General features: G+C 56.9%; 19 protein-coding genes. 7 read left to right on the top strand and 12 right to left on the bottom strand.

The genetic code is table 11. The features are described from left to right. Positions 1-17 precede the first annotated feature (17 nt). A complete protein-coding gene (locus BLQ12_RS07220; RefSeq protein ID WP_092209752.1) occupies positions 18-2,147 on the top strand; it encodes a 3-hydroxyacyl-CoA dehydrogenase NAD-binding domain-containing protein in 2,130 nt (709 codons plus the stop codon). A gap of 20 nt (positions 2,148-2,167) precedes the next feature. Here BLQ12_RS07220 and ybaK read toward each other — a convergent pair whose 3' ends face one another. The 4 genes from ybaK to typA form a co-directional block, all read right to left on the bottom strand. Continuing rightward, positions 2,168-2,641, bottom strand: coding sequence for a Cys-tRNA(Pro) deacylase (gene ybaK / locus BLQ12_RS07215; RefSeq protein WP_092209750.1), 474 nt, complete (start codon positions 2,639-2,641; stop codon positions 2,168-2,170). A 239-nt stretch (positions 2,642-2,880) separates the two neighbouring features. Then, complete coding sequence (locus BLQ12_RS07210) at positions 2,881-3,624, bottom strand: zinc finger Ran-binding domain-containing protein (RefSeq protein WP_092210131.1); 744 nt, start codon at positions 3,622-3,624, stop codon at positions 2,881-2,883. A 352-nt stretch (positions 3,625-3,976) separates the two neighbouring features. After that, the gene (gene bioA, locus BLQ12_RS07205) at positions 3,977-5,257 is read right to left on the bottom strand and encodes an adenosylmethionine--8-amino-7-oxononanoate transaminase (RefSeq protein ID WP_092209748.1); all 1,281 of its coding nucleotides are present in this window, start codon (positions 5,255-5,257) and stop codon (positions 3,977-3,979) included. Between the two features lie 305 nt (positions 5,258-5,562). Then, entirely contained in the window at positions 5,563-7,386 is a 1,824-nt protein-coding gene (gene typA / locus BLQ12_RS07200) for a translational GTPase TypA (RefSeq protein WP_092209746.1), read from the bottom strand. A gap of 522 nt (positions 7,387-7,908) precedes the next feature. On the opposite strand from typA, the gene BLQ12_RS07195 reads away from it, so the two are divergent. The 3 genes from BLQ12_RS07195 (at position 7,909) to BLQ12_RS07185 (ending at position 9,848) form a co-directional block, all read left to right on the top strand. Next, on the top strand, positions 7,909-8,163 hold the full coding sequence (locus BLQ12_RS07195; protein WP_092209744.1) for a hypothetical protein: 255 nt from the start codon (positions 7,909-7,911) through the stop codon (positions 8,161-8,163). Between the two features lie 27 nt (positions 8,164-8,190). Continuing rightward, positions 8,191-8,670, top strand: coding sequence for a YcgN family cysteine cluster protein (locus tag BLQ12_RS07190; protein WP_254782016.1), 480 nt, complete (start codon positions 8,191-8,193; stop codon positions 8,668-8,670). A gap of 368 nt (positions 8,671-9,038) precedes the next feature. Further along, positions 9,039-9,848: a M48 family metalloprotease gene (locus BLQ12_RS07185; RefSeq protein ID WP_139163889.1), complete on the top strand. Its 810-nt coding sequence runs from the start codon at positions 9,039-9,041 to the stop codon at positions 9,846-9,848. 459 nt (positions 9,849-10,307) lie between these two features. On the opposite strand, the gene BLQ12_RS07180 is transcribed toward BLQ12_RS07185, so the two are convergent. Continuing rightward, entirely contained in the window at positions 10,308-12,176 is a 1,869-nt protein-coding gene (locus tag BLQ12_RS07180) for a B12-binding domain-containing radical SAM protein (protein WP_092209741.1), read from the bottom strand. A 140-nt stretch (positions 12,177-12,316) separates the two neighbouring features. On the opposite strand from BLQ12_RS07180, the gene BLQ12_RS07175 reads away from it, so the two are divergent. Beyond that, positions 12,317-13,075 carry an RNA methyltransferase gene (locus BLQ12_RS07175; RefSeq protein ID WP_092209739.1) on the top strand — a complete coding sequence of 253 codons (759 nt, stop codon included), beginning with the start codon at positions 12,317-12,319 and terminating at the stop codon, positions 13,073-13,075. Between the two features lie 378 nt (positions 13,076-13,453). Here the strand turns inward: BLQ12_RS07175 and BLQ12_RS07170 are convergent, their stop codons facing one another. From BLQ12_RS07170 to BLQ12_RS07145, 6 genes are all read right to left on the bottom strand, one after another. Then, on the bottom strand, positions 13,454-14,005 hold the full coding sequence (locus BLQ12_RS07170) for an REP-associated tyrosine transposase (RefSeq protein WP_092209737.1): 552 nt from the start codon (positions 14,003-14,005) through the stop codon (positions 13,454-13,456). Between the two features lie 584 nt (positions 14,006-14,589). Then, positions 14,590-15,513, bottom strand: a complete 924-nt coding sequence (locus tag BLQ12_RS07165) for a bifunctional 5,10-methylenetetrahydrofolate dehydrogenase/5,10-methenyltetrahydrofolate cyclohydrolase (RefSeq protein ID WP_092209736.1) — start codon at positions 15,511-15,513, stop codon at positions 14,590-14,592. 82 nt (positions 15,514-15,595) lie between these two features. Next, positions 15,596-16,228 (bottom strand): cyclodeaminase/cyclohydrolase family protein, encoded by a 633-nt coding sequence (locus tag BLQ12_RS07160; RefSeq protein ID WP_092209734.1) that lies wholly within the window; start codon positions 16,226-16,228, stop codon positions 15,596-15,598. Between the two features lie 556 nt (positions 16,229-16,784). Continuing rightward, positions 16,785-18,032 (bottom strand): M48 family metallopeptidase, encoded by a 1,248-nt coding sequence (locus tag BLQ12_RS07155; RefSeq protein ID WP_092209732.1) that lies wholly within the window; start codon positions 18,030-18,032, stop codon positions 16,785-16,787. Positions 18,033-18,585: 553 nt separating this feature from the next. Next, positions 18,586-20,703 carry a carboxy terminal-processing peptidase gene (locus BLQ12_RS07150; RefSeq protein WP_092209730.1) on the bottom strand — a complete coding sequence of 706 codons (2,118 nt, stop codon included), beginning with the start codon at positions 20,701-20,703 and terminating at the stop codon, positions 18,586-18,588. 71 nt (positions 20,704-20,774) lie between these two features. Further along, a complete protein-coding gene (locus BLQ12_RS07145; protein WP_092209728.1) occupies positions 20,775-21,044 on the bottom strand; it encodes a hypothetical protein in 270 nt (89 codons plus the stop codon). 390 nt (positions 21,045-21,434) lie between these two features. Between BLQ12_RS07145 and BLQ12_RS07140 the strand changes: the two genes are divergently transcribed. Together BLQ12_RS07140 and BLQ12_RS07135 are read left to right on the top strand one after the other, a co-directional pair. Further along, entirely contained in the window at positions 21,435-22,322 is an 888-nt protein-coding gene (locus BLQ12_RS07140; RefSeq protein WP_139163888.1) for a serine/threonine protein kinase, read from the top strand. Between the two features lie 185 nt (positions 22,323-22,507). Next, positions 22,508-24,613, top strand: coding sequence for a nucleotidyl cyclase domain-containing protein (locus BLQ12_RS07135; RefSeq protein ID WP_092209725.1), 2,106 nt, complete (start codon positions 22,508-22,510; stop codon positions 24,611-24,613). Between the two features lie 962 nt (positions 24,614-25,575). Here the strand turns inward: BLQ12_RS07135 and BLQ12_RS07130 are convergent. After that, complete coding sequence (locus tag BLQ12_RS07130; RefSeq protein WP_092209723.1) at positions 25,576-25,902, bottom strand: hypothetical protein; 327 nt, start codon at positions 25,900-25,902, stop codon at positions 25,576-25,578. Positions 25,903-26,130 lie beyond the last annotated feature (228 nt).

Here is a 26,130-nt window from a genome sequence, read left to right as displayed (position 1 = left end):
TTGATAAGGAGGCGAGGATGAGACACCTTCGTCTGGAGAAGAGGCCCGAAGAGGTGGCTGTGCTCACCATCGATTGCCCCGGGCGTTCGGTCAACACCTTTTCCTCTGCCTTTTTTGATGAGGTGGAGGCGCTCATGGACACCCTTGAGGAGGACAGCGGGCTTAAAGGGGCGGTGATCATGAGTGCCAAGGAAAGCTCCTTTGTGGCCGGGGCGGACCTTGTGGAGTTGGGGCGCATGGGGGATGAGTCGGAGATAACGGCTTTTCTCACCCGGGGCAACGCCCTGTTGAATCGCTTGTCGGGATGGTCCAAACCCGTGGTGTGTGCCATACATGGCGACTGCCTGGGCGGTGGCCTCGAACTGGCCCTGGCCGCAGACTACCGGGTGGCATCGGATGATGCGGTCACGCGGTTTGCACTGCCCGAGGTGAGGCTGGGGCTCGTGCCCGCCGCCGGGGGAACCCACCGGTTGCCCCGGCTTATCGGGTTGCCCGAGGCGCTGCCCCTGATGCTTACCGGCAGGGAGGTGAGGGTAAGGGAAGCCAAGAAACTGGGTTTGGTGGATGCGGTGGTTTCCCGGTACAGCCTCCAGCATGCCGCCGTGCAGGTTGCCCTGAAACTGGCTGACGGGACCATGCCGCGGTCGGGGAAGCGGCGACGACCCCTTCATTACCGTTTGCTGGACAAGGCGGCATTGGGACGCTCTTTGTTGCTGTCGCGGGCAGAGAAACAGGTGCGGAAGCAGACACGCGGTCACTATCCGGCGCCCATGGCGATCCTCGAATCGGTGCGCCACGGGTATGACCACGGCATCGCAGAGGGGATCCGTCAGGATATCTTTCGGTTCGGGCGTGTGGCCCTGACCCCGGGGTCGCGGTCCCTTGCCACCCTCTTTTTTGCCATGAACAGCCGCAAGGCCCATGCGGGCAGGGCACGGGCCGTGCCGGTCAAGAAGCTGGGAATCCTGGGAAGCGGTCTTATGGGGAGCGGCATTGCCGAGGTGTCGGCGGAGCTCACCGAGACCCTGCTCCTGAAAGACCTCACCCTGGAGGCGGCGGCAAAGGGGGTACGGGAGGTGATGAAGGGCCTTGAGGCCCAAAGTCGAACAGGTGCCATCACTGCCTTTGAGCGCGATGCGTTTTGTGCGCGGGTGCTTCCCTGTACCGATTACAAAGCCTTTAAAAACAGCGATCTGGTGGTGGAGGCTGCCTTTGAGGATCTCGCCCTGAAACGGACCCTGCTCCGCGAGGTGGAGGAGGCCACCTGTGACCGGGCCATCTTTGCCTCCAATACCTCGTCCATTCCCATCTCGGCCATTGCCGAGGGGTGCCGTCGCCCGGAGAACGTCATCGGGATGCACTATTTTTCTCCGGTGCGCCGCATGCCCCTGCTGGAGATTATCACCACGGACCAGACGGCGGACTGGGTGACGGCAACGGCCCTTGATTTCGGTATCCGGCAGAAAAAGACCTGTATTGTGGTCAAAGACGGACCGGCCTTTTACACCACGCGAATCCTTTCCGTCATGCTCAATGAGGTGATGCTGCTTCTGGAAGAGGGGGTCTCTCCCCACATTCTGGACGATGCCATGACCCGTTTCGGCTATCCCGTGGGGCCGGTTGCCCTGGTGGATGCCGTGGGGATCGATGTGGGCATGCATGTGGCCGGGGTGATGAAGGCCCCGTGCGCGGCCCGGAACATCCGGATGTCGACCCTTCTTGGGAGACTCCATACCCGGGGATGCCTGGGGCGGAAAAGCGGCAAGGGGTTCTACGATTACACCAAGGGCAGGAGAGGGGGGCAAAGGCGGGTGAACTCGGTGTTGTCCCACCTTGTGGTTGCCCGGCCGTCGTCCCGGGTGGACCGGGAAGAGCTGCAGAATCGCATGGGCCTGATGCTGGTCAACGAAGCGATTCTCTGTCTGGAGGAGGGCATCATCGCATCCCCGGAAGACGGGGACGTGGGAGCGGTCCTGGGGCTGGGCTTCCCGCCTTTTCTCGGCGGTCCGTTCCGGTATGCCGACGCCATGGGGGCCCCTGCCTTGCTGGAACGCATGGCGTCCCTTGAAATACGCCACGGAGAGCGGTTCAGTCCCGCAGGGCTCCTGCGGGACATGGCCGCTTCGGGGGGCTCGTTTTACGCCTGACCCGGGCCATCTGGCGGGGTCTATTTGTGAATGCTCGCCACCTTGGCCCCGGTGGCAGCGATGAGATCTTCGGGGGAGAGCTCGATCTCAAGGCCCCGCTTGCCCCCGCTGACCATGATGGTGGGGTGCTCCATGGCCAGGGCGTCCAGGAGCAGGGGAATGCGTTTTTTGTGGCCCACAGGGCTGATACCGCCGGTGATGTAGCCGGTGGCCCGTTCCGCCTCTTTGGGGTCGGCCATGGCCGCTTTTTTGGCCCCGGCAGCCTTGGCCACGTGTTTCAGGTCGGTGAGCCCGGTGACAGGGACGATGGCGCCGCAGAGGTTTTTGGGCGTGCCGTCCAGGGCGACGATGATGGTCTTAAAGACGCGCTCGGCAGGAAAACCCAGTTTTTCCACCACCTCGTCGCCGTAGGCTCCGGCGCTGGGGTCGTGTTTGAAGCTGTGGACGGTATGCTTTATTTTCTTTTTTTTCAGAAGATTAATTCCGGGTGTCAATGCAGTACTCCAGGTGTGTTTTGTAATTTCTTGATATGTTATGTTTTTTTACACAATATAGTTTGTGACTATTCAGCTTATGCCTCCGGCGGCCCTGCCGGGGGCTAAACTTTTAAAAAGTTTAACAAACAGGTCTTAAAAAAAACTGCTTGAATGAATTTCGTTTTAAAAGCGTATCCGCAACCTGCTTTCAAGGTGGTACACCTTGCCGCCGGAGGCTGCTTTTTGGAGCTGAATAGTTACATATGTTTTTTGTATATGCTGTGGGCGCCCCAGGCAATGGCCGCGGCCATCAGCAGGATTCCCACCCCTTTGAACCCTCCGGCGATGACGTGGTCTTTGTCCAGGAGTCCTGTCTCCGTCAGGATAAATTGCCAGTCATGGAACCCGTACGGCGAGGAGTGTCCGACGTTGCCACCCAGCAAGGGCAGCGAAAGGCGCCGGGCGTCGTCCACGTACGGGGCGATGTCGAGGCAGTTCTCCCCGATCCACCAGAGGCAGATCGACGCGCCAAAAGGGTCGCGTTGCTTTACCAGCAGGGCCACCAGGCAGATCAGGGGCATGAGAAGCTGTCCCAGGGTGCCGCCCAGGGAGTGGATCACCCGTCCGAAGGGCTTGAACAGAAGATGCCCCGCTTCATGGAACGGGAGATTCACGTTGTGGAGAAACGAGTTGCCGGCTCCCCCGTCCACGAGGGGGATGGCTGCCAGTTTGAAACCCCACAACGCAAGCAGGATCAGCAGCCCTCCCTTGATCACCACCATGAAAATCCCTTCAGATGTCTCTTCCCGCTCGTAAAATGTGATGCGGGTGTCCTCACCATAGGCTTGGTGCCCTGTGGGCGTGTCGGGCCTTTTTGGAGGGTTCTGCGGCGTATTCCGGTCTGCGTTCAGCTTCGCAAAGATGACCCCGCACCGCAGGCACTCCGGGGCGTCGGCCGGGTTTTCGAATCCGCATTTCGTGCAGGCCGTGCTTGCTTCCATGGGTCGGGGGGGCTCCTCTTTTGTTTTCACAGCATCACACCGTGGCGGTCTTCGGAAGGGACGGTGCGTACGGCTCACCCTACGGGCCTCGGTGCTTCAGGCCGTGTCGGGTTTTGCTTCATGCCGCTGCTTGGAACGTAACGCAGGCTTTCTCGATGGCCCGGACGATTCCCTATCCTGTAGGGTGCACTCTGTGCACCATGGCGGTAGCCCTAAGGCCGACATGGTGCCGTCGGCGCTGGCTCAGCGTTTCGCTTCGGTTTTGGTGCATGGATGCACCCTACGGGACGCCGTGTTTCGTGCGTGTCCCTATACCCGTTTTTTCCACTCACCACTCACTATTTCCTATCTCCTATGACCTGTCTTCCATCCCCACAACCTCCGCCATAACCGAGGTAAGGGTGTTCAAATCCTTCGGTTCCATGATGAACGGCGGCATGACGTAGACGAGCTTGCCGAAGGGACGGACCCAGACGCCCCGCTCCACGAAGCGGGCCTGGGTGACGGCCATGTCCACGGGTTGGTTGAGCTCCACCACGCCGATGGCGCCCAGGACCCGGACGTCGGTCACCTGGGGCAGGTCGGCAAGGGGCAGGAGCCCTTCTTTGAGGCCGTTTTCAATGCCCTTTACACGCGTTTCCCAGGGAGAGTCGAGGAGCATGCGGGTGCTGGCAAGGGCCACGGCGCAGGCCAGGGGGTTGCCCATGAAGGTGGGGCCATGCATGAAGTTGGGCGGGTTGCCGCTGCTGATGGTCTCGGCCACTTCGGCGGTGGCCAGGGTGGCGGCCAGGGTCATGTACCCGCCGGTGAGGGCTTTGCCCAGGCAGAGGATATCCGGGACCACCGCGGGGTGTTCAAGGGCGAAGAGCTTACCGGTTCGCCCGAAGTTGGTGGCGATCTCGTCGAAGATGAGGAGAAAGCCGTAGCGGTCGCAGAGCTCCCGGAGTTTGTTCAGGAAGACAGGGGAGTAGATGCGCATGCCGCCGGCCCCCTGGACCACCGGTTCGATGATCACCGCAGCGATCTCCTCTTTGTGGCTCTCCATGAGGGTTTCAAGGGCCTGGAGCTCTTCGGCCGAGGGCTCTTCATCAAAGCGCGCCCCGGGAGCCTTGGCGAACAGGTGTTTGGGCAGGACCCCTGCAAAGATGTCGTGCATGCCGTTGACGGGGTCGCAGACGCTCATGGCCCCGAAGGTGTCTCCGTGGTAGCCGTTCATGAAGCTCAGGATGCGGTTTTTACCTGTTTTCCCCTTGGCCATCCAGTACTGAAAGGCCATTTTAAGGGCCACCTCCACGGAGACGGAGCCGGAGTCGCAGAAAAAGATGCGCTCCAAAGGATCCGGGGTGATGGAAAGAAGGAGCCGGGCCAGCTCCACCGCGGGCTGGTGGGTGATGCCGCCGAACATCACATGGGCCATTTTCTGGGACTGGGCGGCGAGCACCTGGTTGAGGACCGGGTGGTTGTAGCCGTGGATTACCGCCCACCAGGAGGACATGCCGTCGATGAGCTCCCGGCCGTCGGAAAGGGTCAGCCGGACGCCGTCGGCCGAGGCCACTTCGTAGGCGGGAAGGGGGTCTTGCATGGACGTGTAGGGGTGCCAGATATGCCTGCGGTCAAATTCGATAGAATCCATATGATTATCCACAATTCCTAAGGGTTGGTGCTCGTTTTTCTTCTGCTTGATTTAAGGCTTGCCAGCCGTATCGGCCACGTGTGTGGGCCGCATGGTGCCGAGCCTCGAAATTGTGTAGTATCGCACATCACGTCCGGGCAGAAAAGACGAAACAAACAGCGCCTTCCCCCAACCCCGGCCCACCTTTTACCTGCCGGTGACAACGACGCCCCACAGCAAGAACGTTTCAGCCCTTTTGCAAACGCAAACCGCCCTTCACGCGGGGCGTGAAGGGCGGCTTGTAACTCACTTATATATCAAAGAGACTATACGTCTTTTTTAGGTCGCATCTGGTACCGCATCTGCTGGGAGAGGATGGTCTTTCTCAGGCGGATGGAGACGGGGGTGATCTCCACCATTTCGTCATCGCGGATGAAGTTGATGGCCTGCTCCAGGGTGAGGGGTTTTACCGGGGAACAGACGGTGTTCTCATCTTTGCCGGAGGCGCGCATGTTGCTGAGTTTTTTCTCTTTGCAGGCGTTGACGTTGATGTCGCCTTCTTTGTTGTGCTCACCGATGATCATGCCTTCGTATACGGGAACCGAGGGAGGGATGATCATGCGGCCGCGGGGCTCCAGGTTGAACAGGGCGTAGGGCACGGACTGGCCTTTTCGGTCACAGACGATGGAGCCTGTGTAGCGGGTGGGGAAGCTGCCCCTGTAGGGCTCGTATCCCTGGAAGATGGAGTTCATGATACCGGTGCCCTTGGTATCGGTGAGGAACTCGTCCCGGTAGCCGATGAGGGAGCGGGAGGGGATGGAGAACTCCATGTTCACGCGGCCTCGGCCGTTGTTGGTGAGGTTGATCAGCTTGCCCTTCCTGAGGGAGAGCTTTTCGGTGATGACCCCCATGAAGTTTTCATCGCAGTCCACGTAGACGTTTTCGATGGGCTCGGTGCGGACGCCGTCCTCTTCCTTGAAGATGACCTCGGGGCGACCGACGCAGAGTTCGAAGCCCTCACGGCGCATGGTCTCAATGAGGATAGCCATCTGAAATTCGCCGCGTCCCTTGACCATGAAGCACTCACGGTCCTCGGTGAGATCCACCTTCATGGAGACGTTTTTCATGGACTCCTTCTGGAGGCGGTCAAGGATCTTGCTGGACTGAACGATTTTGCCTTCCTGGCCGGCCAGGGGCGAGGTGTTGATGGTAAAGCGCATGGCCACGGTGGGCTCATCTACGGTGACCCGGGGAAGGGCCACGGCGTTGTCCATCTCGCAGACGGTGTCCCCGATCTGGATCTCTTCGATGCCCGAGATGACGGCAATGTCACCGGCGGCTACGGTTTCGGCTTCGCTGATGGTGAGTCCGTCGTAGACCTGGACTTTGGTGACCTTGATGCGGACGGGTTTGCCCTCTTCATTGATGTAGACCAGGGGCGTTTTGGTGGACAGGGGCCTGTTGAAGACCCTGCCGATGGCCAGGCGACCGAGGTAATCGGAGTACCCGAGGTCTGAGATGAGGATCTGCAGGGGTTTTTCCGAGTCGATTTCCGGAGCCGGCAGGTCGTTGACAATTTTGGTGAAGAGGGGGGTGAGGTCTGTACCCTTCTCTTCCAGGGTCTCCTGGGCGATGCCGTCCCTGCCGATGGCATACAGGACGGGGAAGTCGAGCTGCTCGTCGGTGGCGTCCAGGTCGATGAAGAGGTCGTAGATCTCGTCGAGCACCTCGTCGGGGCGGGCATCGGCGCGGTCGATTTTGTTGATGGCCACAATGACTTTAAGGCCCGCCTCCAGGGTTTTTTTCAGGACAAAGCGGGTCTGGGGAAGGGGGCCTTCGGAGGCGTCCACCAGCAGGATGGCACCGTCCACCATGGAGAGGGCACGTTCTACCTCGCCGCTGAAGTCGGCGTGGCCGGGGGTGTCGAGGATGTTGATACGGGTCCCCCCCCAGTTGACGGAGCAGTTTTTGGCGGAGATGGTGATGCCGCGTTCCCGCTCCAGGTCCATGCTGTCCATGAGCCGGTCTTCCACTTCCTGGTCTTCGCGGAACAGGCCGCTCTGACGGAACATGGCGTCCACGAGGGTGGTTTTGCCGTGGTCGACGTGGGCAATGATGGCGATGTTTCTGATGGTGTTACAGACTGTCATGTGTGGGTCTTCCTCTTGGTTGATGGTTCTTCACAATGCCAACGCTACGATGCTTCGCCTCCAGATGAAATCTACCGGAGACCTCTTTGGGGGGTGTTACGGAACCATCATATTTCAAGCCGAAACCGGCTGTTGGGCATGGGGTCGCCCTGGTATCGGGGGTGAGCCTGTGGAGGCATAGCCGAGATCCGGGGTTTTTTTAGAATACACAGATATTCAAACAATTGCGGCTCATCACATACTCATATTTTGCCATAGAAACAACCGAAAAAGCGATGGCGACCTATTTTTTCAGGGGCTGTGCGCCATAAAAAGAGGGGGGCGTGTGCACGGTGCGGGGGGCCTGACAGGGGCCCAAAGGTGCTGAACATGTGCTTTTTCCGGGCCGGGGGACGCGTCTGCACAGTTGAAAATAGTGAAGTGATGCTCTATATTCTTTTTTTCTCGGTTTGAATCCCCGGATATGCCGCAAAAGGGTTTTCCGGGGCTTGTGTTGAACTGTTAGATACGGAGTGGTGAAAAATGGATTTTGCACGTACCGCCGATGAACTCGAGGCCCTGGTGGAGGCCAACCCCAACCGATTTCCCACGGAATTCATTGAGGAAGGCACCTTTGCCGACGCTCTGATGAAAAAACACACATACAAAGAGCTGGCCACCATGGTCCAGATGCCGGCAAATCCCGGCCAGATGGAAGAGTGGAACCTGACGGAGGACCAGTGGACCGAACAGGTGACCCTTGCATGGCTTGCATTCAAACATGAGCATTCCCTTTAACCGTTGTTCAGAAGGATTCGTCGGATTGTGAAAAAGACGGAAAAGAAGAGAGAGTGTGAGGCCGGTGCGCCGTTCTGGGAGAGCACGCCCCTGTCCGGTATGAGCCGGAAGCAGTGGGAGTCCCTCTGTGACGGGTGCGGCCTCTGCTGCATGGAGAAGCTTGAAGACGCCGATACCGGTGCTGTTTATGTGACGTCTGTGGCCTGCCAGTACCTGGACCTTGAAAGCTGCAGGTGTCGTATTTACGAGAACCGCACGTACATCAACGATGTGTGTGTGGAGCTGACCCCCGCCTCCATCTCCAAGTACCGGTGGCTCCCTGAAACCTGTGCGTACAGGAGGGTCCTTGCGGGCAAGCCCCTTCCTTCCTGGCATCCCCTTCTCTGCGGGAGCGCCAAGAAAATGAAGAAAGCCGGTGCCACCGCCTGCGACCGGGCCATTTCCGGCGAATCCATCCATCCCGACGACCTGCATCGGTTCATCGATTATGAAGTGCCGCCTGAGTGATTTTCGAGCCGATGCGTCCCCCATGGGGCGACGCGTCGGCTTTCCACTTTTTCTCGCCTGTCGTCTGCTTTTTTTCCTTGCATCCCGATAATTTGTGACTAATTTATGCCATGGGAAATCTTTTGCTTTCCCGAAGAAACACCATGGCAGTGACGGTGCGGCTGGTACAACAGGGTCAGGGCATGCGCCGTTTCCGCCTCTGTTTGACAGGCAGGTGGGTATGATGGCGCGTGTGAAAGAACGGCAAAACAGCATCAGTTTTGTAAAATCAACGACAGCAGCATGGGCTTTGGCGTCCTTGCTGCTTTTTTTGGCCCATATTCTGGGGGGGGCGCTTTTTTCCATTCCGGCTGCGGTGGGGGGGGCTGTTGGCCTACCATCTGACGCCGAGGCTTTCCCCGGCGGTGGTGCTGCGGTTTTACAGAGGGATTCGGGTGACGGATTTCCAGATGCCGGGGCTGCATCGCCTGGTACGGGATCTGTCCGTGAATGCGGGTATCACAAACGTCCCTGAGGTCTGGATCCTGCCGAGCTCACGCTCCATCGCCTTTGTGACCGGGGACCGGCGCAGCTCCGCCATTGCCTTGTCCCGTGGTATCCTTGAAACCCTCGAAAGTGACGAGATGGCCGGTGTGGTGGCCCATGAACTGAGCCATATCGCCCACAATGACGGCCGCATCATGTGGTTTTCGGAAATCACGGTGAAGATGGTCAATGTGCTCTCCATCATCGGGCAGCTGATGGTGCTCATCAATCTCCCTTCCATCTTTGCCGGGGAGCGTGAGTTGTCCCTGGTCCTCCTGGCTGTTGTGGTGGCAGCCCCGGTGGTGGCGCTTCTGCTTCAGCTGCACCTGCTGAGGACCCGGGAGTTCGCAGCCGATACGGGCTCCGCCGAGCTCATAGGTTCTCCCCGGCCCCTTATCAAAGCGTTGAGAAAGCTCGAAGGCGGGCGGTCCCCCCTTTTCATGCGCTGGGTGGCAGGACGCCGGGAGCAGCGAGGCCACACCCTGCTGCGCACCCATCCCCCCGTTCGGGAGCGCATCTGTCGCCTGAAGCGACTGGAGTCGGATCCCCGGTGGCAAAGGACCTACACCCCCGTAACGGAACAGGAGCTCGTTGAAATGCTCCTGCCGGGGCATGGGACGGAGGTGGTTGTGGTGAGGGGGGAGCGTGAATAGTGAATGGTGAATAGAAATCTCGGCTACCCGCAGGTTTCACAGGTGGGGATCCTTATGGTTCGCGTAACAGCCCCCGTCAGCTCAACCGAAAACCCGGCGAGGCACCGAGTCCTGTAGGGTGCACTCCGTGCACCAGAACGACGCTCACCCATTTCTCCAGATATTCAGTTAACGCCGAGACCTTTGGTTTTGCGGACATGGTGCACAGAGTGCACCCTACGAGCTGAAGGCTACCCACAGGTTTCAGGTGGTGATCCTTATGGTTCGCGGAAAAGGTCCTGTGGGCTCAACCGGAAACCCGGCGAGGCACCGAGGCCTGTAGGGTGCACTCCGTGCACCAGAACGACGCCGCCCATTTTTTCAGATATTCAGTTAACGCCGAGACCTTTGGCTTTTCAAATATGGTGATTAAAAACCCCTTTGCTCTTGACAGAGATCAGGCACCCACTTCACCATTCACTAAAAAACCCAATCCCCGTCCCTGGTCAACTCCCGCCAGTATGCCATGGCCCCATGGTCTGAAAAGGCGATGGGAAACATCTCGTCTGCGTGGGGGGCCATGGATTCCTGCCAAGCCTGGAGGGCTTCGGTGTCCGGTGCATCAATGACCGCGCCATCTGCGTCATTCAGGTCTTCCAACGCATCACGTGTGGGGAGGGCATCGCCATAAAACCGTTTCAGGCTGCGCCCCATGGGGACGGGCAGGGGGTGTGGATCCGTGCTGACAAGTGTGCACAGGATGGCCCGGTTGCCCGGACGGTGGTCTAAAAGGGCAAGCTCGTTGTCCAGAAAATGGGGCCGGAAAAGGGGGAGTTCGGCCACAATCCGAACGGCGTCCGGAAGGGAGTCGGGCTCGACCCAGATGATCTCACATGGGGTGTGCGGGTTCCGGGAGACACATTCTGCAAGGATGCGGAAGACCGATTCGTCATCCGTGGCTTCGGGGGTGATGACCACCTGGTAGGGGTATGAGAGTCGGGCGGCTGCATGGCGTGCGTCGTCTTGTGTCGTTTCATTTGTCACCACGAAGGTGGCCATGAGTTCCCGGTCCTCCGGGGTGACGCTTCGGTGGGCGGGAAGCCCTTCCGTTTTCCAGGAGAGATTCACCTCGGGCGGGCTCATCAGGTCCATGTCCAGAAGGGATTCTGTCCAGTCCATGGCCAGGGTGATCTCATCGGGGCTGAACCCGGGGGTTTCGATGATGGTGTACGGGGGCTTCTCCTGGAATCGAAGTCCCAGGCTTTCACTCTCCTGCCGGAAGGCGGTACCGGGAAGCAGGGCCAGGGGGAAGACCTGCACGTCGTCGTCCAGCCCGTTTTCCTTTACGAACCTCAGGGAACTGGAAAAGCTGGTGAGGTCATCGCCGGGCAGGCCAATGATGAGGTCCACCGTGGAGAGGATGCCATGGTCCTTCAGGTGGCTCACCCCCTCGACAAATCGCGTGAGGTCTGTGTTGCGGCCCATGAGTTTTTGCGCCTTCCGGCATGTGGACTGAAGGCCGATTTCAAAGACAGTGAACCCTGCTGCGGCAAAGAGTTCAGCTGCTTCGGCGTCGATCCATTCGGCTCGGATTTCGCTGCGAAGGGCAAGGGCTCCGTGGGGGTTGATTTTTGCAATCTCTTTGAGCAGGTCCTTCAGGCCGGGGCGGGCGTTGAGGGAGGGGTCGAGAAGGTAAAGCTCCTTGACCCCGCTGCACACTGCCCATCGGATCCCTTCGAGTACCTTTTCATCGGAGAGAAAGGTGAGCCCTTTCCGGGCTTTGTTGTAATAACAGAACTTGCATCCGTAGGGGCACCCCCGCTGGGTCTCAAGGAGCATGATCTCTTCTGGACCCGGATCGAGAATGTTTTCAATGTATGGGTTTTTCCCATGCATGAAAAATTCAGGGGCGCACCCGGAGGCCTCCCCCTGGTCCCAGAGCCCGGGTTCTTTCAAAAGCTTGACAAAGACCTCTTCCCCTTCGCCGTACACAAGAAAATCGATGGCCGGATGACGGGTCAGGGGGTTGTCGACCGTCACCTCGGGGCCCCCGGCCACAATGCGGGCCCCGCACCTTTTCTTGACCTCCTCTGCAAGATGGAGGGATCGCTCCACGTTCCAGCAGGTGAGGGTGAGCCCCAGGATGTCCGGGCGTTTTTTACAGATCTCCTCTAAAATAGCGGCATCCCCTCCGTGGGTGGCCAGGGTTTCGGGGAATATTTCCACGCTGGCATCGGTGTGGGTTTCGGCAGCGAGCTTCAGGCAGGCTGGACCGAGGGGGATGTTTCCGCTTTTGGCACCGACCTGGTGCCTGGGAACGGGAAGTTGCAAAAGAAGGGTATGGGGCATGAAAAAGCCTTGGGAACCTGGGTTAAAAAAATAACATATCCGGCATTTTGTCGTTCTGATACGACAGTGGGGTTTCTATCAGAATCCGGGGATGCTATAAAGAGCGTTTTTTATCCTAAGATTGCGTAATCAGGAGTTGTATGAAAACAGAGCAGATTTCCATTGTGCTGGTGGAGCCCCAGGGCCCCTTGAATATAGGCTCGGTGTCTCGCGCCATGATGAATTTTGGTTTTAGCCGCCTGGTGCTCGTGAACCCCCAGTGCGATCATTTGTCCCTGGATGCCTTGAGGATGGCGGTAAAAACAAAGCGTCTCCTTGAGGAAGCCGTGGTGGTGGATACCCTTGCCGAAGCCCTGGAAGGGGTCCACTACGCCTTTGGCACCACTCGGCGTTTCGGGAAATACCGAAATGTTTTCTTCACCCCCGATGAGCTTTCGGAAAAGCTTCATCCCATGGGTGATGAGGTCAACGCCGCCCTGGTCTTCGGCCGGGAAGACAAAGGCCTGAAAACCGAAGAGCTGGATCTCTGCCAGTACTTTATTACCCTGCCCACCGACGAAGCCTACCCCTCCATGAACCTTGCCCAGGCAGCCACCGTCTGCATGTACGAGGTCAGAAAACGGTTTGCCGGCCCCACCCCTGAGGGGATCGAGACCCGGGTCCCCGCCACCAACGAATCCCTTGAGCGCATGCTCCGCCACATGCAGAAGACCCTCCTTGACATCGAATACCTGGACCCCTTGAGCCCGGATCACCTCCTGCGAACCTACCGCCGGATTTTCGGGCAGAGCGACATCACCGAACGAGAGGTGAGTATTCTCCAGGGCCTCTGGAGCCGTATCGATTGGACGGAGAGTGAGCGGATCAAGTGGAAGAAGAGGGTGGAAGAGGAAAAGTAGGGGGGGGACAGGTCATAGGAAAATAGGTCATAGGTCATGACACCGTGCCGCGAGGCCCTCAGCCTGTAGGGAGAATTCTGGGGGGCCCTGTTCGTGGGATAAAAGCATAGATTTCTCTGGATATCAGGGGGGATCGAAAGCCGTCATTTTGGTGCACGGAGTGCACCCTACAGTCTTCGGTGTTTCGAGCATTTTTGGTTGGGTGTGGGAACGCTTCACGAGCAATTCCACGAAACCGGGGGCATGCCCACACCCCGTAGGGTGCACTCTGTGCACCAGGTTCGGGGAACAAAAGCCTTGGTCTTTATGGATATCAGGGTGGACAGCCGTTGTCTGATCCATAAGGATAAATCCCGTGACACCTGCGTGATATTCTTTTCACCGCTTGCCATAATCGTGTGCCGCATTCACAGAATAATCCCGCCCCCAATCCTGCGGATAAATGCTTTGCCGTGCATAGCTGTGAAAGGTCGACCAGGGCCAGTCGCTGACTCGGGAGACAAGGTTGTGCTTAACGGGGTTGTAGTGGAGATAGTCCATGTGCCGCTCTAAATCATGGCTGTCACGTATCTGGTGCTCCCAGAAACGGCGTTGCCAGATGGTCGATTCGTGTCTGCGTTTTTTGGACTCGCCCATCCACTCGTTACGTTGCCGTGTTGCTCCGCATGTTTTTGTCACGAAACGTTTGATTATTGCCCACCGGAGGCTGAAGTTTGCATCTCCTTCGGGCAGCGTCCAGATACAGTGAAGGTGATCGGGAAGCAACACCCAGGCATCGATGGTGAAAGGATGGTTGTGCCGGGCATGATTGATGCCGTCTCGCAAAGCATTTCGAACATCTTCTGCGCATAAGATGGGCTGACGCCTGTAGGTGAGCACCGTAAAAAAATACGTACCTCCGGCTTCCTTTGCGCGGCGATAGTCGGACATAACAGTTTAGCTCCTCTCTTCGGTAAGGAACTGCTGAACAGCGTGGGCGTGGGGGTGCGCCTTACGAATAACCCCATAAAACCAAGGGTATCTGCGCACCCCGCAGGGCATATTCGGTGAATAAAGGCCTTGGTTTCTCTGGATTCAGTGGGGGGGGCAAAGCCGTCGTTTTGGTGCACGGAGTGCACCCTACAGTCTTCGGTGTTTCGAGCGCTTTTGGTTTTTTTGTGGGAACGCCTCAAGAACAATTTCATGAAATCAGAGGCATGTCCACACCCCGTAGGGTGCACTCTGTGCACCATGTTCGGTGAATAAAAGCCTTGGTCTCTCTGGATATAGGGGGGATCGAAAGCCGTCATTTTGGTGCACAGAGTGCACCCTACAGTCTTCGGTGTTTCGAGCGTTTTTGGTTTTTTCGTGGAAACGCCTCAAGAACAATTCCATGAAATCAGAGGCATGCCCACACCCCGTAGGGTGCACTTTGTGCACCATGTTCGGTGAAAAAAAGCCGCTGGAGAGCCTCCAGCGGCTTTTGGGGTTGCGATATGATTTACCTATGGCCCATGCCCTATAACCTGTCCCTGCTACGCTTTCTCACACGCTGCCACTGTGTGCTTGCACAGCACCGATGTGGTCACCGAGCCGACCCCTGCGGGGACTGGGGAGATGCGGGACACGATGGGCTCCACGTTGGCGTAGTCCACGTCACCGCAGTATTTTCCGGGGTTTTCCGGGTCGGCGTTGATGCCGACGTCGATGAAGGTCTGGCCTGCGGTGGCGGCATCGGCTTTGACAAGGCGGGGGACACCTGCGGCGGCTACGATGACGTCCGCTTCCTTGCAGATCTCAGGGGTGGTGACGCCTTGAAGGCGTTTGGCAAGTTCCATGGAGCCGCCTTTTAGGGCCAGTTCGTCCACGCACAGGGTGCCGGTTTCGTCGATGTAGACGGTGGTGACGGCGGCTCCGGCTTTAAGGAGCAGGTAGGAGACGGGCTTTCCAACCACGGCGCCCTGCCCGATGACCACACATTTATGTCCCTGGAGCGGCACATTGTAGTGGGCGAGCATATCCATGCAGGCCGTGGGTGTGCAGGGGGGAAAGCCGGAGCCGTTGCCTGCAAAGAGTTTGTCGGCGCTGATGGGGCTGAGGCAGTCCACGTCTTTTTCCACGGGGATCAGGCTTTTGATCTTGTTTTCGTCCAGATGGGAGGGCAGGGGCGCGAACATGAGGATGCCGTGGATGTCGCTGCGTGCGCCTACCTCGGTGACGGCCTTTTCAAGGTCGGCTTCGGTGATGGCTTCGTCGTGCTCAAATACCTCATACTCCATGCCCACGGCGGTGCAGGTTTTTTTTGCGCCGCCTTCATAAAACAGGTCGTCGGGGCGCGCGCCCACACGGATAATCCCAAGTTTCGGGGTGGTTCCTTTGGCTTTGAGAGCGGTCACTTTGTCCGTCAGGGAGGCCTTAATCGCATCGGCCACGGGTTTGCCAGTTAAACGTTCAGCCATGTCTGTCGTCCTTTCCGGTCTCCAGAAATGAAGGAGCCCATATGAAATTGATTCCTGTGATATCTCGTTGACACCCGCTGTGTTATTTCGTCAGCTTTTCCATCACGATTTCAAGGGTGTCATCCGCCTCAACCGTTCCCTGCTCCATGAGGATATCCATTTCGTTGCGGGTGGCCGCAAGGTAGTCTTCATCTTTAATGGAGTTCAGGTTGATAATGACGTTGAGCTGGGCGGAGATGAGGGCGGCTTTGAGAAAAACCACGCCGCAGCCCACATCGGAGACCGCCATGACGGTGCCGATTTCCCCCATGCGCTTGTGGATGGCGATGCCTTCGCAGGCTTTTCGCATGATCTGCATGGGAACGCTGCACGCTGTTTTGCAGCAGGCCTCGATGGTTTCGGCCTTGGTCTGGGCCTCTTCCGGGGTGCCCTTGGGCAGGCTGTAAGCCTTGGCAAGGGGTTTGAACACCTCGGCGTCGGCATCGATGAGGGCCAGAAGCTCCCGGATGACCACGTCGCCTTTTTTGAGGAGTTCCAGCACTTCCTCTTCCACGTCCTGATATTTCTTTTTGCCTGTGGTCAGGTTGCCGACCATGTTGGAGAGGGCCATGCCGACGGCACCGCCCAGGGCTGCGGCTCCACCGCCACCGGGGATCGGGGCTTTGGATGCAAGTTGAGAGAGAAATTCTTTGGATGAGAGTTCGGCCATGGACATAACGGCAGGTTACCTCCCTGAGTGTGAAGGGGTTCAGGGGCCTCGGAAGTAGTACCTCATACAATCGCAGGGCTCGCTTGTGACGGCGATGAACCGTTATGTCGGTATGCGGATTGCAACACCTTAGTAACGCAAGCAATTGTTTGTTTCCACGGCCCGTAAGAAAACCCTTATGGAAGAAATAAGAGTTAGTATATGGCAGTCAAGTTATCTGGTGATTCTCAACCTGTCTTGTGAAGCTGGATCGTATTTGGATAGAGGGTTATTGCTGACTGATTATTGGGCATACTATCCATGAACCGGACAGGATAAAGTTAATTTGATATACCTGCTGTGCCAGTATTTGTCAAAAAAAATATATCTAAATAAGGAAAAAACGGTTTGACGTAAATAAAGGGATTTGGCCTTTTTCCGGTGGCCGCTTTCTCTTTTTATTTTTCCGCAGAATTGAAGGAAAGGGCGTGTCGACGTGGCCCACCGAAGGGGGCAGCGGCTGGTTCCATACCCTGACGGGAAGGTTTCGCGGCCCCCTTTATTGATCGCTGTTTGTGACGGATCAGGGGTGGGGTGTCAAACGCTCCTGATGGATTTTCCTGATGCGCTGGAGAAGCGGCGGGTGGGAGTGATTCAGGGCCACATGCAGCGGGTGGGGGTTGAGGTTGGACAGGCTGGTTTTGTGAAGCGTTTTAAGGGAGGAGACCAGAGCCTCAGATAGACCGGAGGTCTGAACCGCATAGGCATCCGCCTGGTATTCGTTGGCCCGGGACCATGCCTGAAGCGGAAATCCGAGAAGGAATTCCACCGGGGTGTAGAGAAGGGAGAAGAAGATCAGGCCGGCGTACACCTCGATGGTGGGCATGAAAAACGCCGCATGCAGGGGCTTCAGGGTCAATGCCAGGGAGAGGAAGTAAAAGAGAATACCCGTGTGGGCAATGGCGATGAAGAGCCCGTTTCGGATATGCCGAAGCTTGAAGTGCCCCATTTCATGGGCGAGGACCGCAAGGACTTCCTCAGTGGACTGATTGTTGACCAGGGTGTCGTAGAGGACAATGCGCCGGAATTTTCCGAACCCGGAGAAAAAGGCGTTGGCCTTGGTGGACCGACGGGAGCCGTCCATGACGAAGATTTTCTGCAGGGGAAACCCGATGGTATCCGCATACGCCATGATGCGTGATTTCAGGTCTCCTTCTTCCAGGGGGGTAAAGGTGTTGAACAGGGGCATGATCCAGGTGGGCACGATGATGTTGACCCCCAGCATGAACAGGGTAACCACCGCCCAGCACATCACCCAGGCCCCGCTTCCCGCATGCTGGAAAAAGGCGAGGATACCTGCCAGAAGAGGCGTGCCGATGGCAACGCCTACCAGCATGCCCTTGATTCGATCCAGGATAAAGGTTTTCAAGGTGGTTCGATTGAACCCGAACCGCTCTTCAATGACAAAGGTGCCGTAGAGAGCAAAGGGAAGGTTGAACAGAGATTTTAACGCCCCGAGAAGGGCAAAGGCCACAAGTCCCGTAAGGACCGGTCCGAATCCGAATCCCTTGGCGAGGCCATCGAGAAACGGGAACCCTTTTAAAAACCAGAAAAGAAGAAAGAGGCCGAGGGAGAGGGTGCTTTCGATCCATCCCACCTGGGTTTTGGCTTTCAGGTAGGCTTTTGCTTTTTGCCCTTCCTCGGTGGAGTAGAGGTCATCAAGCTCCGGTGGAATGACTTCGGCGCCGCGAAGGTTGAGGGCATCGGCTGTCATATGGGTCAGGGTTTGGGCCAGCAGGGCAGTCAGTATAATCCAGGCAATCCAGTTCAAGGCGGCATCCGTTGGTTTGTAAAATGGTGAATAGTGAGTCGTGAATGGTGAATAGGTTAAAACAAAAGCGTTCCTTGGTCCTGGCTTGAGGGACGGGCTTCGCTTGTGTCGATTAATAAAATAACCGAAGCTTTGGGTAGCGGTATTTATGGCAATCTGACGCGAGGCACCCAGCCTGTAGGGCACCAAACAATTCGAAATTTCCCCCGCGGTGTCGCCCCTCAAAATAGGCGGGGGCTAATGATGCCCGCCCGAAAGGCCTCCAGCCTGTAGGGTGCACTCCGTGCACCATGTCCGGGTACCCCCAAGACCTTCGGTTTTACCAAGGCGTCAGGGGCCTTTTGGGCATTCGTTTTGGTGCACGGAGTGCACCCTACGGATTCCGGTCGTTTCATGATGTCAGGTTTGCATTGCCTGTTTCGCCACCCATCAAAAATGGTTTTGTTTTATAATCAGCGGTTTATGTTTTGTTGTCCATGGCCGGTGTCTCCTGCCGGAGCGAAGCGACTCCGCCACGGCTCCCTGTTTACCATTCACCACTCACTGGCAAAGCCTATTTTTCCAAAAGCCTCGCAAAGTCGGAGACCACATAGGCGCACTCTTCGAGGAGGGTGTCGTCGTCATCCTCCTCTTCGTCCTCTGAGTCGTTTTTCTCTTCGTTTTCCGCTTTGCGTGCTGCAGTCATGGCTTCGTAGTCTTTGTAGGGTTTTTCCCCCTGGGCCACGCGCAGGTCGTTTTCAAGGCCGAGGAAAAAGGTTTCGTTGGCCTCTTTTTCTTCCTTGCGGACCTTTTCATTCAGGGCGATGCGGTCTTTTTGCCGGAGGGTTTCCACGTAGGCGTTGTAGCCCTTGAGGAATGTAAATTCCGCCGACGCATCGGACCGCTTGTCATGAAGCTCTTTTATGCGGGTCACAATGGGGGTGAAGCTTGCCTGGTGATAGGGCTTGTAGCGTATGGGGCGGATGGTGTCCCAGGGAAGGGCTTCCGGCAGGGAGCTTTCCCCGGTCTCTTCCAGGTTGTACTCGGACGGGAAGGCCACGTCGGGGTGCACGCCGCGGTGTTGGGTGCTGGCTCCGGACACCCTGTAGAATTTGGCGATGGTGAGTTTCAGCTGCCCGTTATCCCGGTTCAGGTTCAGCAGGGACTGCACCGTTCCCTTGCCGAAGGTCTGGGTGCCGACGATGAGGCCGCGACGGTAGTCTTTGATGGCCCCTGCAAAAATTTCTGATGCCGAAGCGCTCATGCGGTTGACCAGAACGGCCATGGGGCCGTCATAGATAATGCCGGGTTCCGGATCGGGGTAGGACTCCACGCGGTTTCTGCGTCCGCGTACCAGTACGGTGGGGCCCTTGTCGATGAACAGGCCGGTGAGGGCTGCAGCTTCGGTGAGGGCTCCGCCCCCGTTGTCGCGCAGGTCGATGACCAGGCCGTCGATGTTTTCTTTTTTCAGCTTTTCAAGCAGGCGGCGCACGTCCCGTGTGGTGCTTTTGTAGTCCGGGGCCCCTGCCTGGTGGGCATTGAAATCCGCATAAAAAGCCGGAATGGTAACCACGCCGATGCGGTGGGTGCCTCCGTCAGCCAGGGGGATGTCCAGGATCTTGCTGCTGGCGGCCTGGTCTTCCAGTTTGACGGTGTTGCGGGTGATGGGGATCACCTTGCTCATGGCGGAGTCGGCGCTGTCTGCGGGGATGATGCGCAGGCGGACCACCGTGCCCTTGGGACCGCGGATGAGCTGAACCACATCATCGAGGCGCCAGCCGACCACGTCGACGATCTCTTCGTTCTCCTGGCCGACGCCGATGATGCGGTCACCGGGTTTCAGGAGGTTGGATTTTTCGGCCGGACCCGCTTTCACCAGGCTCACCACCTTGGTGTATTCGTTGTCCATCTGGAGCAGGGCGCCGATCCCTTCCAGGGAGAGGCTCATGTGGATGTTGAAGTCTTCGGAAGCCCTCGGGGGAAGGTACTGGGTGTGGGGATCGTAGAGTTCGGTGAAGGTGTTGATGAAAATGCGGTGAACATCCCTGCTCTTCATCTGGCGTGACCGGTTCAGGCTGTTGGTGTATTTTTTAAGCAGGTTCTCTTCCACCTTGTCCGTGTCGGTTTCAGACAAGCGCCTTGTGATGAGTTCGTTTTTGAGCCTGCGTCGCCACAGGTCGTCCAGGGCTTTTTTATCTGAGAACCAGGGGCTCTCTTCCCGGTCCCTCAAGAGGGTCTCGTCCCGGGTAAAGTCCAGGGTATCCACCTTTGAGCTGAGGAAATTTGCCATGAAGGCAAACCGTTCCACGGTTCGGTGCTGGTAGAGGTTGAAGATGTCAAAGGCGGGCTGGAGGTTTCCCTGGGCAAGGGCGTTGTCCAGAATGTATCGGTACCGCTGCATGGCAGCGATGTCGGCTGCGGTGAAGTAGGCTCTCCCTTTGTCCAGGGAGTCAATATAGTTGTCGAATATCCTGCTCGACAGTTCGTCGTTCAGTGTCAGTTCCTGATAGTGATGCCGCTTGAGGTTTGCAATGATGCTTACGCAGGTCTGCTTGAATTCCGGCAGCGGCGCAAGGGTGATATAATAGTCCTCTGGCGAAATGGGCGCCTTGCTCTGCTCGGAGAAAACCGGCGTTACAAACAGAAAGGACAGGGCAATGCAGGGGATCACCGCAAGGAAACGTTTTTTCATGGTTGCAGGGTATCCTTCGTCTGGGGGTCTGACAGGTAAGGGTGCGCCACACGAAGGTGGCGCATGGGTGTTTAGGTTGATGGCTGCGATGGGAAAATGTCTTCAACCGCCAGTCCCTGAATTTTGGACAGGCAGTCTTCCAGTGCCTCATCCTGTGTATCGCCGACACCTTGATACTCGGATGACGCAAGAATCATCACGAGGTTGGGGACAGCCAGAAAGCGCCCGATAAGGGTTCCTTCAATCAATTCATGGACATCTATAAACAGCGATTTTCCGTTTCGCATCAGGTTGTAACGGGTGACGCGGGTTAACACATCTCCGGTATTTAATGAATGCATAGTGCCTCCTTGAAAATCATAATTAACACAAAAAGGGGGCTCGGAGCGAGTTTTTTTGACTGAAAAGGCCCGGGGGAGACGGTTAATGGAGAATCCTGGGTAAAAGGAAATCGAGGAACTCTTAAGGAACGATCGGGACGGTGTGTCGTCGCCTTACCTGAGTTGTATGTAAGTTCCAGTATACATCTTTGACTGCATGATTGGAATGATTCATCAACCCGGCGACGTGATAACCTGTTGACTGTCTTTTTAATCCTGCTGTCGCCCCTTGCTCACGTATTGTTAATTGATGCCCTGTTGAACGCGTTGTGCTATACTGATCACCTACACAAAACAAAATTCAGACAAAATAAGGGGATTGCATCTCCTGATGGGATCGGGACAGGACACGTGGCTGCAATAGATACCATTAAGACGGATCATCTCATCGGCATGGAAGTGGGATCATCCACCATTGTTCGGGAGCTGGCGCGGGGTGGGATGGCGGTTATTTTCATTGCATACCAGCGGACACTCAAGCGGCGCATTGCTTTAAAGGTACTTCCCAAGAGCCTGATTACCCCGTCTGCATCGGATTTGTTTCAGCGTGAAGCCGAATCGGCGGCTGTTCTCTACCATCCGAATATCATCCCTGTCTATGAGGTGGGCGAAACCGATGCGTTTCTCTACTTTTCCATGCAGCTGGTGGAAGGGGAGTCCCTGCTTCATGTGATGAAGACCGCCAGGAAAAATATTCTGCCGTCAAAGCGGACCCTTCCCGTAAAAACCGCCTTGAAAACAGGGCTTCAGATCCTTGACGCGCTGGACTACGCCCATTCCGAGGGGATCGTTCACCGGGACATCAAGCCGGGCAACATTCTCATGGAAAAGCGAAGCGGACGGCCCATTGTCCTGGACTTCGGTGTGGCCAAGGTGTTGAAGGAGGACGTAAAAACCCGGCGCGTGATCCAGGGGACGCCGATATACATGTCCCCGGAGCAGATTGTGGGCCGAAACGTCGACGGGCGGTCCGACATGTATGCCTTTGGGGTGACCATGAGCCAGTTGCTGGTTCCTTCTCTGCCTTTTCCAAAGGTCAAGGGGCCGGTGGAGCTGATGCGTGAAAAGGTGAAACGCAAAGAGGGGATTTTTACCCGCCCCCTTTCCGCGTTGAATCCGCAGCTTGATGAGCGCTTCGATGCCATGATTCAAAAGGCCATGGCCTATGACCCGGAGGATCGGTATGCGTCCTGCGGGGAGCTCAAAGAGGAGATGGCGGCCTATCTTTCAGGGTTTTAGCCACAAGGGTGAGAAAATCACGCATTACATTTTGTGCCGTAGACATATCTAAAATCTCCGCAGTAACCAATTGTAATAAACTCCTATTGCTTTGCTGTGATCATTTTTTATGAAATATCCGGGTTAGGACAGGTAGGGGCGACAGGGTCGAGAACCGGGAATTCACGGACCAGGCAGGGTGACGAATGAAACGAAAAAATCCACAGAAAAAACAGGTTGCCGATAAGGTAGGACGCAGCTTTTCTCTCCTTTTCAACCGGGCCCATATGTACAAGACCAACCACCCCACCACGGTTCAGTCGGCCGGGGACTTCCATCGCGTGCTCCGTGCTGAGCTCAGCAAAGTCTCCCCCATTGCCATCGTGTTCCACCGGGGAGCCCTGTACGTGGATGAAGAGGCCCTGGACCCGAAGATCAATATTTCCAAAATTGCTGCCAGTTTTAAAGAGACCGGTGTGGAGTCCATCTCCTTTGCCGCCGAGATTACCCTGGATGACGTGAACCTCCTGCTGGACATCCTCACCGATGCCAAACGGTTTCCCAATGCCGCGTCCATGAAAAATGCTCTGAAAAATCAGGGCGTCACAAGTATCTCTGTGAACCACATCGTCTACCGGAAAATAACCGAGGAAGAGACGGTGGTATCAAAGTCAGATGCCGAAGGGACCTTGGGCGGCACCTCTCCTTTTCAGAAGTATCTCATTGAGCGGTTGATCGAATCGGACACGGCAGGATCGGGCACCGGTCTTTTTCGGGAGGTCTTCGGAGCCACCGAGGGGTGGGCCACCGATGTTTTTGCCGGCGGGCTGGACAGGTTGGAGGGGGAGCTGGGGCAGCAGCTGGGGGGGATGGACAACCAGGCCGTTGAAAAGCTGTTGAAAGGGTTGCACCATTTAAAAAGAGAACTTCGCGACCGCGTGGCGTCACGCCAGGCAACCGGAGTGGAAGGGGCCCTTGAACACGGGCTTCTGGATAAAGCCGATTCGGTGACCGACAAGGTGATGCTGGACCTGATTCGCCGGGAGTACGGCAAAGGGAGCATCAGCGTGGAGCGCCTTGCCCAGATTATCCAGCGGATCCTTCCCGATCCGGATGAGCTGGTCCGGCTCCTGCCTCGAATTGAGCGGATGCTGTTGCAAGAAGGCATGCCCCTCACCGAGTTTGTCCTGCTCTCGGAGATGCTTCAGGGATATGAAGCTGGGAGGGAGGTGATGGACGCCATCGCCGAAGGGGCCGAATCCATCGGGCTCCAGGGCAAGGAACTCCTCAATGAGATCACCGACGATCCCCGCGGTGCCGCTGAGTTGATCTATCTGGCCTCGGAGATCCGTAAAGCCCGGGGGGACGACGGCACACTTACCGAAGTGCTTGTGGAGTACATCGAGCGCATCGGAGGCAAGATGGCCCTGGATGCCATCGGGGAAGACGGCAAGGAAGGCGATGAGCACCTTCAGGGTGTCATTTCCCGCCTGGAGCAGGATATCGTCCAGAATCTAAGGGGGCGAGGGATCTCGTCCGAGGTGATGGATTCCGTTGTGAACCGTTTGAACGGGCGTCTTGAAGGGTGCCTGAAAAAGCTGGAGTCCGACTGGGAACTCCGCACCTTTCCGTCGGTGGGAGGTTTCAAAGGGGACGCCACCAATGTGCTTTCCTATTTTGAAGAGACCATCGACAGCATGGAGGACCTTCAGTTCGTCCTTCAAAAGGCCAGGGAGTCGGTTCAGGAGATGCGGGCAAGCGACGTCAAAGAGCAGCAGGTCGCGGCCCCCGCCGATGTCAAAGAGCCCGCCCCCGAAGCCCCGCAGTCTCTGCCCAAAGGGGTTTTGGGAAAGAAAAATGCCCTGTACTTTATCGAAAAGGAGTTGCAGCGCGCGTATCGGTATAAAACCCCCTTTACCATTGCCCTGTTTGAAGTGATCAGTGCCAAGGTCTCGAAACCGGTGAAGAAGGGGACAGTTAAAGCCATGGACATCACAACCGCGGTCCTTGCTTCGTTCCGGGGTATCGTCCGGGATACGGATTCTTTAGGCCTTATCGGAAACAAGCGGTTTGTGGTCCTGATGCCCATGACGGACGACGAGGACGCCCGCACCGCCCTGCGTCGGCTCCTCAAGGAGTTGCAGCTCATGGATGTCTCCGTGGGCGATGTCGCCGTGGATGCCACCTTTGCCGGAGCCGTTACCTCATACGATGTGGAGGAGGCCCCGGACCTGCGCAAGTATATCGGCACCGCTGAAAACGCCCTGGAGGAGATGACAGCCCGCTTGCGGAACATTCAATCGCTTCTATAGCAAATGGCAGGTGGTGAGTGGTGAAAACGTGTGGCCCTTGTTGCATCCATCCCCCATGCTTTGGAGCGCCGCACTCCAGTGCGGCACGAATGCCAACGCCCTCCCCAAAAAAAGCCAAACCGGCTTGCAACGTTTTCTATACCCCTGCCGTAAAGCGTTCCCAAACCAAAAACGCCCGAAACACCGGAGACTGTAGGGTGCACTCCGTGCACCAAAACGACGCCCTTCAATCCCCCTTGATATTCGGTAACGCCGAGGCCTTTTGTTCCCCGAACATGGTGCACAGAGTGCACCCTACGGGGTGTTGGTATACCCCAGATTTCGTGGAATTGTTCGTAAGGCGTTCCCAATCCCAGACCAAAAACGCCCGAAACACCTGAGGCTGTAGGGTGCACTCCGTGCACCAAAACGACGCCCTTCAATCCCCCCTGATATTCGGTAACGCCGAGGCCTTTTACTCTCCGAACATGGTGCACAGAGTTCACCCTACGGGGTTGTAGGCCTGCCCCAGGTTTCGTGAAATTGTTCGTAAGGAGTTCCCAATCCCAGACCAAAAACGCCCGAAGCACCAGAGACTGTAGGGTGCACTCCGTGCACCAAAATGACGCCCTTCAATCCCCCCTGATATTCGGTAACGCCGAGGCCTTTTGTTCCCCGAACATGGTGCACAGAGTGCACCCTACGGGGTGTGGGTATACCCCAGATTTCGTGGAATTGTTGGTAAGGCGTTCCCCACCGTTTTTCATGTTTTGGAGCGCCGCACTCCCGTGCGGCACGAATGCCGATGCCCTTTCAAAAAGCCAAACCCATTCGCAGCATCTCGGTTCGGCTTATTTCATGCCGTTCCCAAACAAGGCATTCACTATATTAATGATGGAGCCACAGCCAACACCATGCCCCCCATCCTTTTTTTCCGCTCCCTCCTCCATAGCACGTATCCTTCATTACAATGCGCCTATGGCCTATGGCCTATGACCTACTTCACCTATCACCTGCTTTACCTGTTTTCCCTCCTTCATCCTGCGCTGCTCTTCCCTGTAGATTTCAGCGATCCTGTCGATTTTCCGATACTGCCTTTCCAGCAGGTCTTCTGTGATGGTTCTGATCCCCCATTTTTTAAAATCGAGTTGAAGCCCATTGCCATTGGAGTCCTCGGCTCCTTCAAATTCGGTCAGGAACTCCCCGACGGATTTGAGAAGCCTGTGGATATCTTTGATGGCATCACACAGGGCCGGAATTTCAGTCCCTGAGAATATATCGGTAGTATGCTGGGATTCCGTGGTGTTCATGGTTGGTCTCCTCTTCGGGCATCGTGTGCATCCGGCAGCCAATGTGCTGGCGAGGCCCGTTTGTAAAAAAGAGTGGCAGGAAGTTCGATTGTTGGCCGGTAAGCAGGCATGCCGCGCAGGGTAGGGGAGAGGGACACGAAGAAAAACGCAGGAAGAAGTAGAGGGTGTTTGTCAGGAAAATAGAAGTCGCTTCGTGTCCCTCGTGGCACATAGACCGGCTCGCACGGA

This window comes from Desulfoluna spongiiphila (genome assembly GCF_900101345.1).
In the GTDB taxonomy this organism is placed as follows: domain Bacteria; phylum Desulfobacterota; class Desulfobacteria; order Desulfobacterales; family Desulfolunaceae; genus Desulfoluna; species Desulfoluna spongiiphila.
This window is presented reverse-complemented; position numbering and strand designations above follow the sequence as displayed.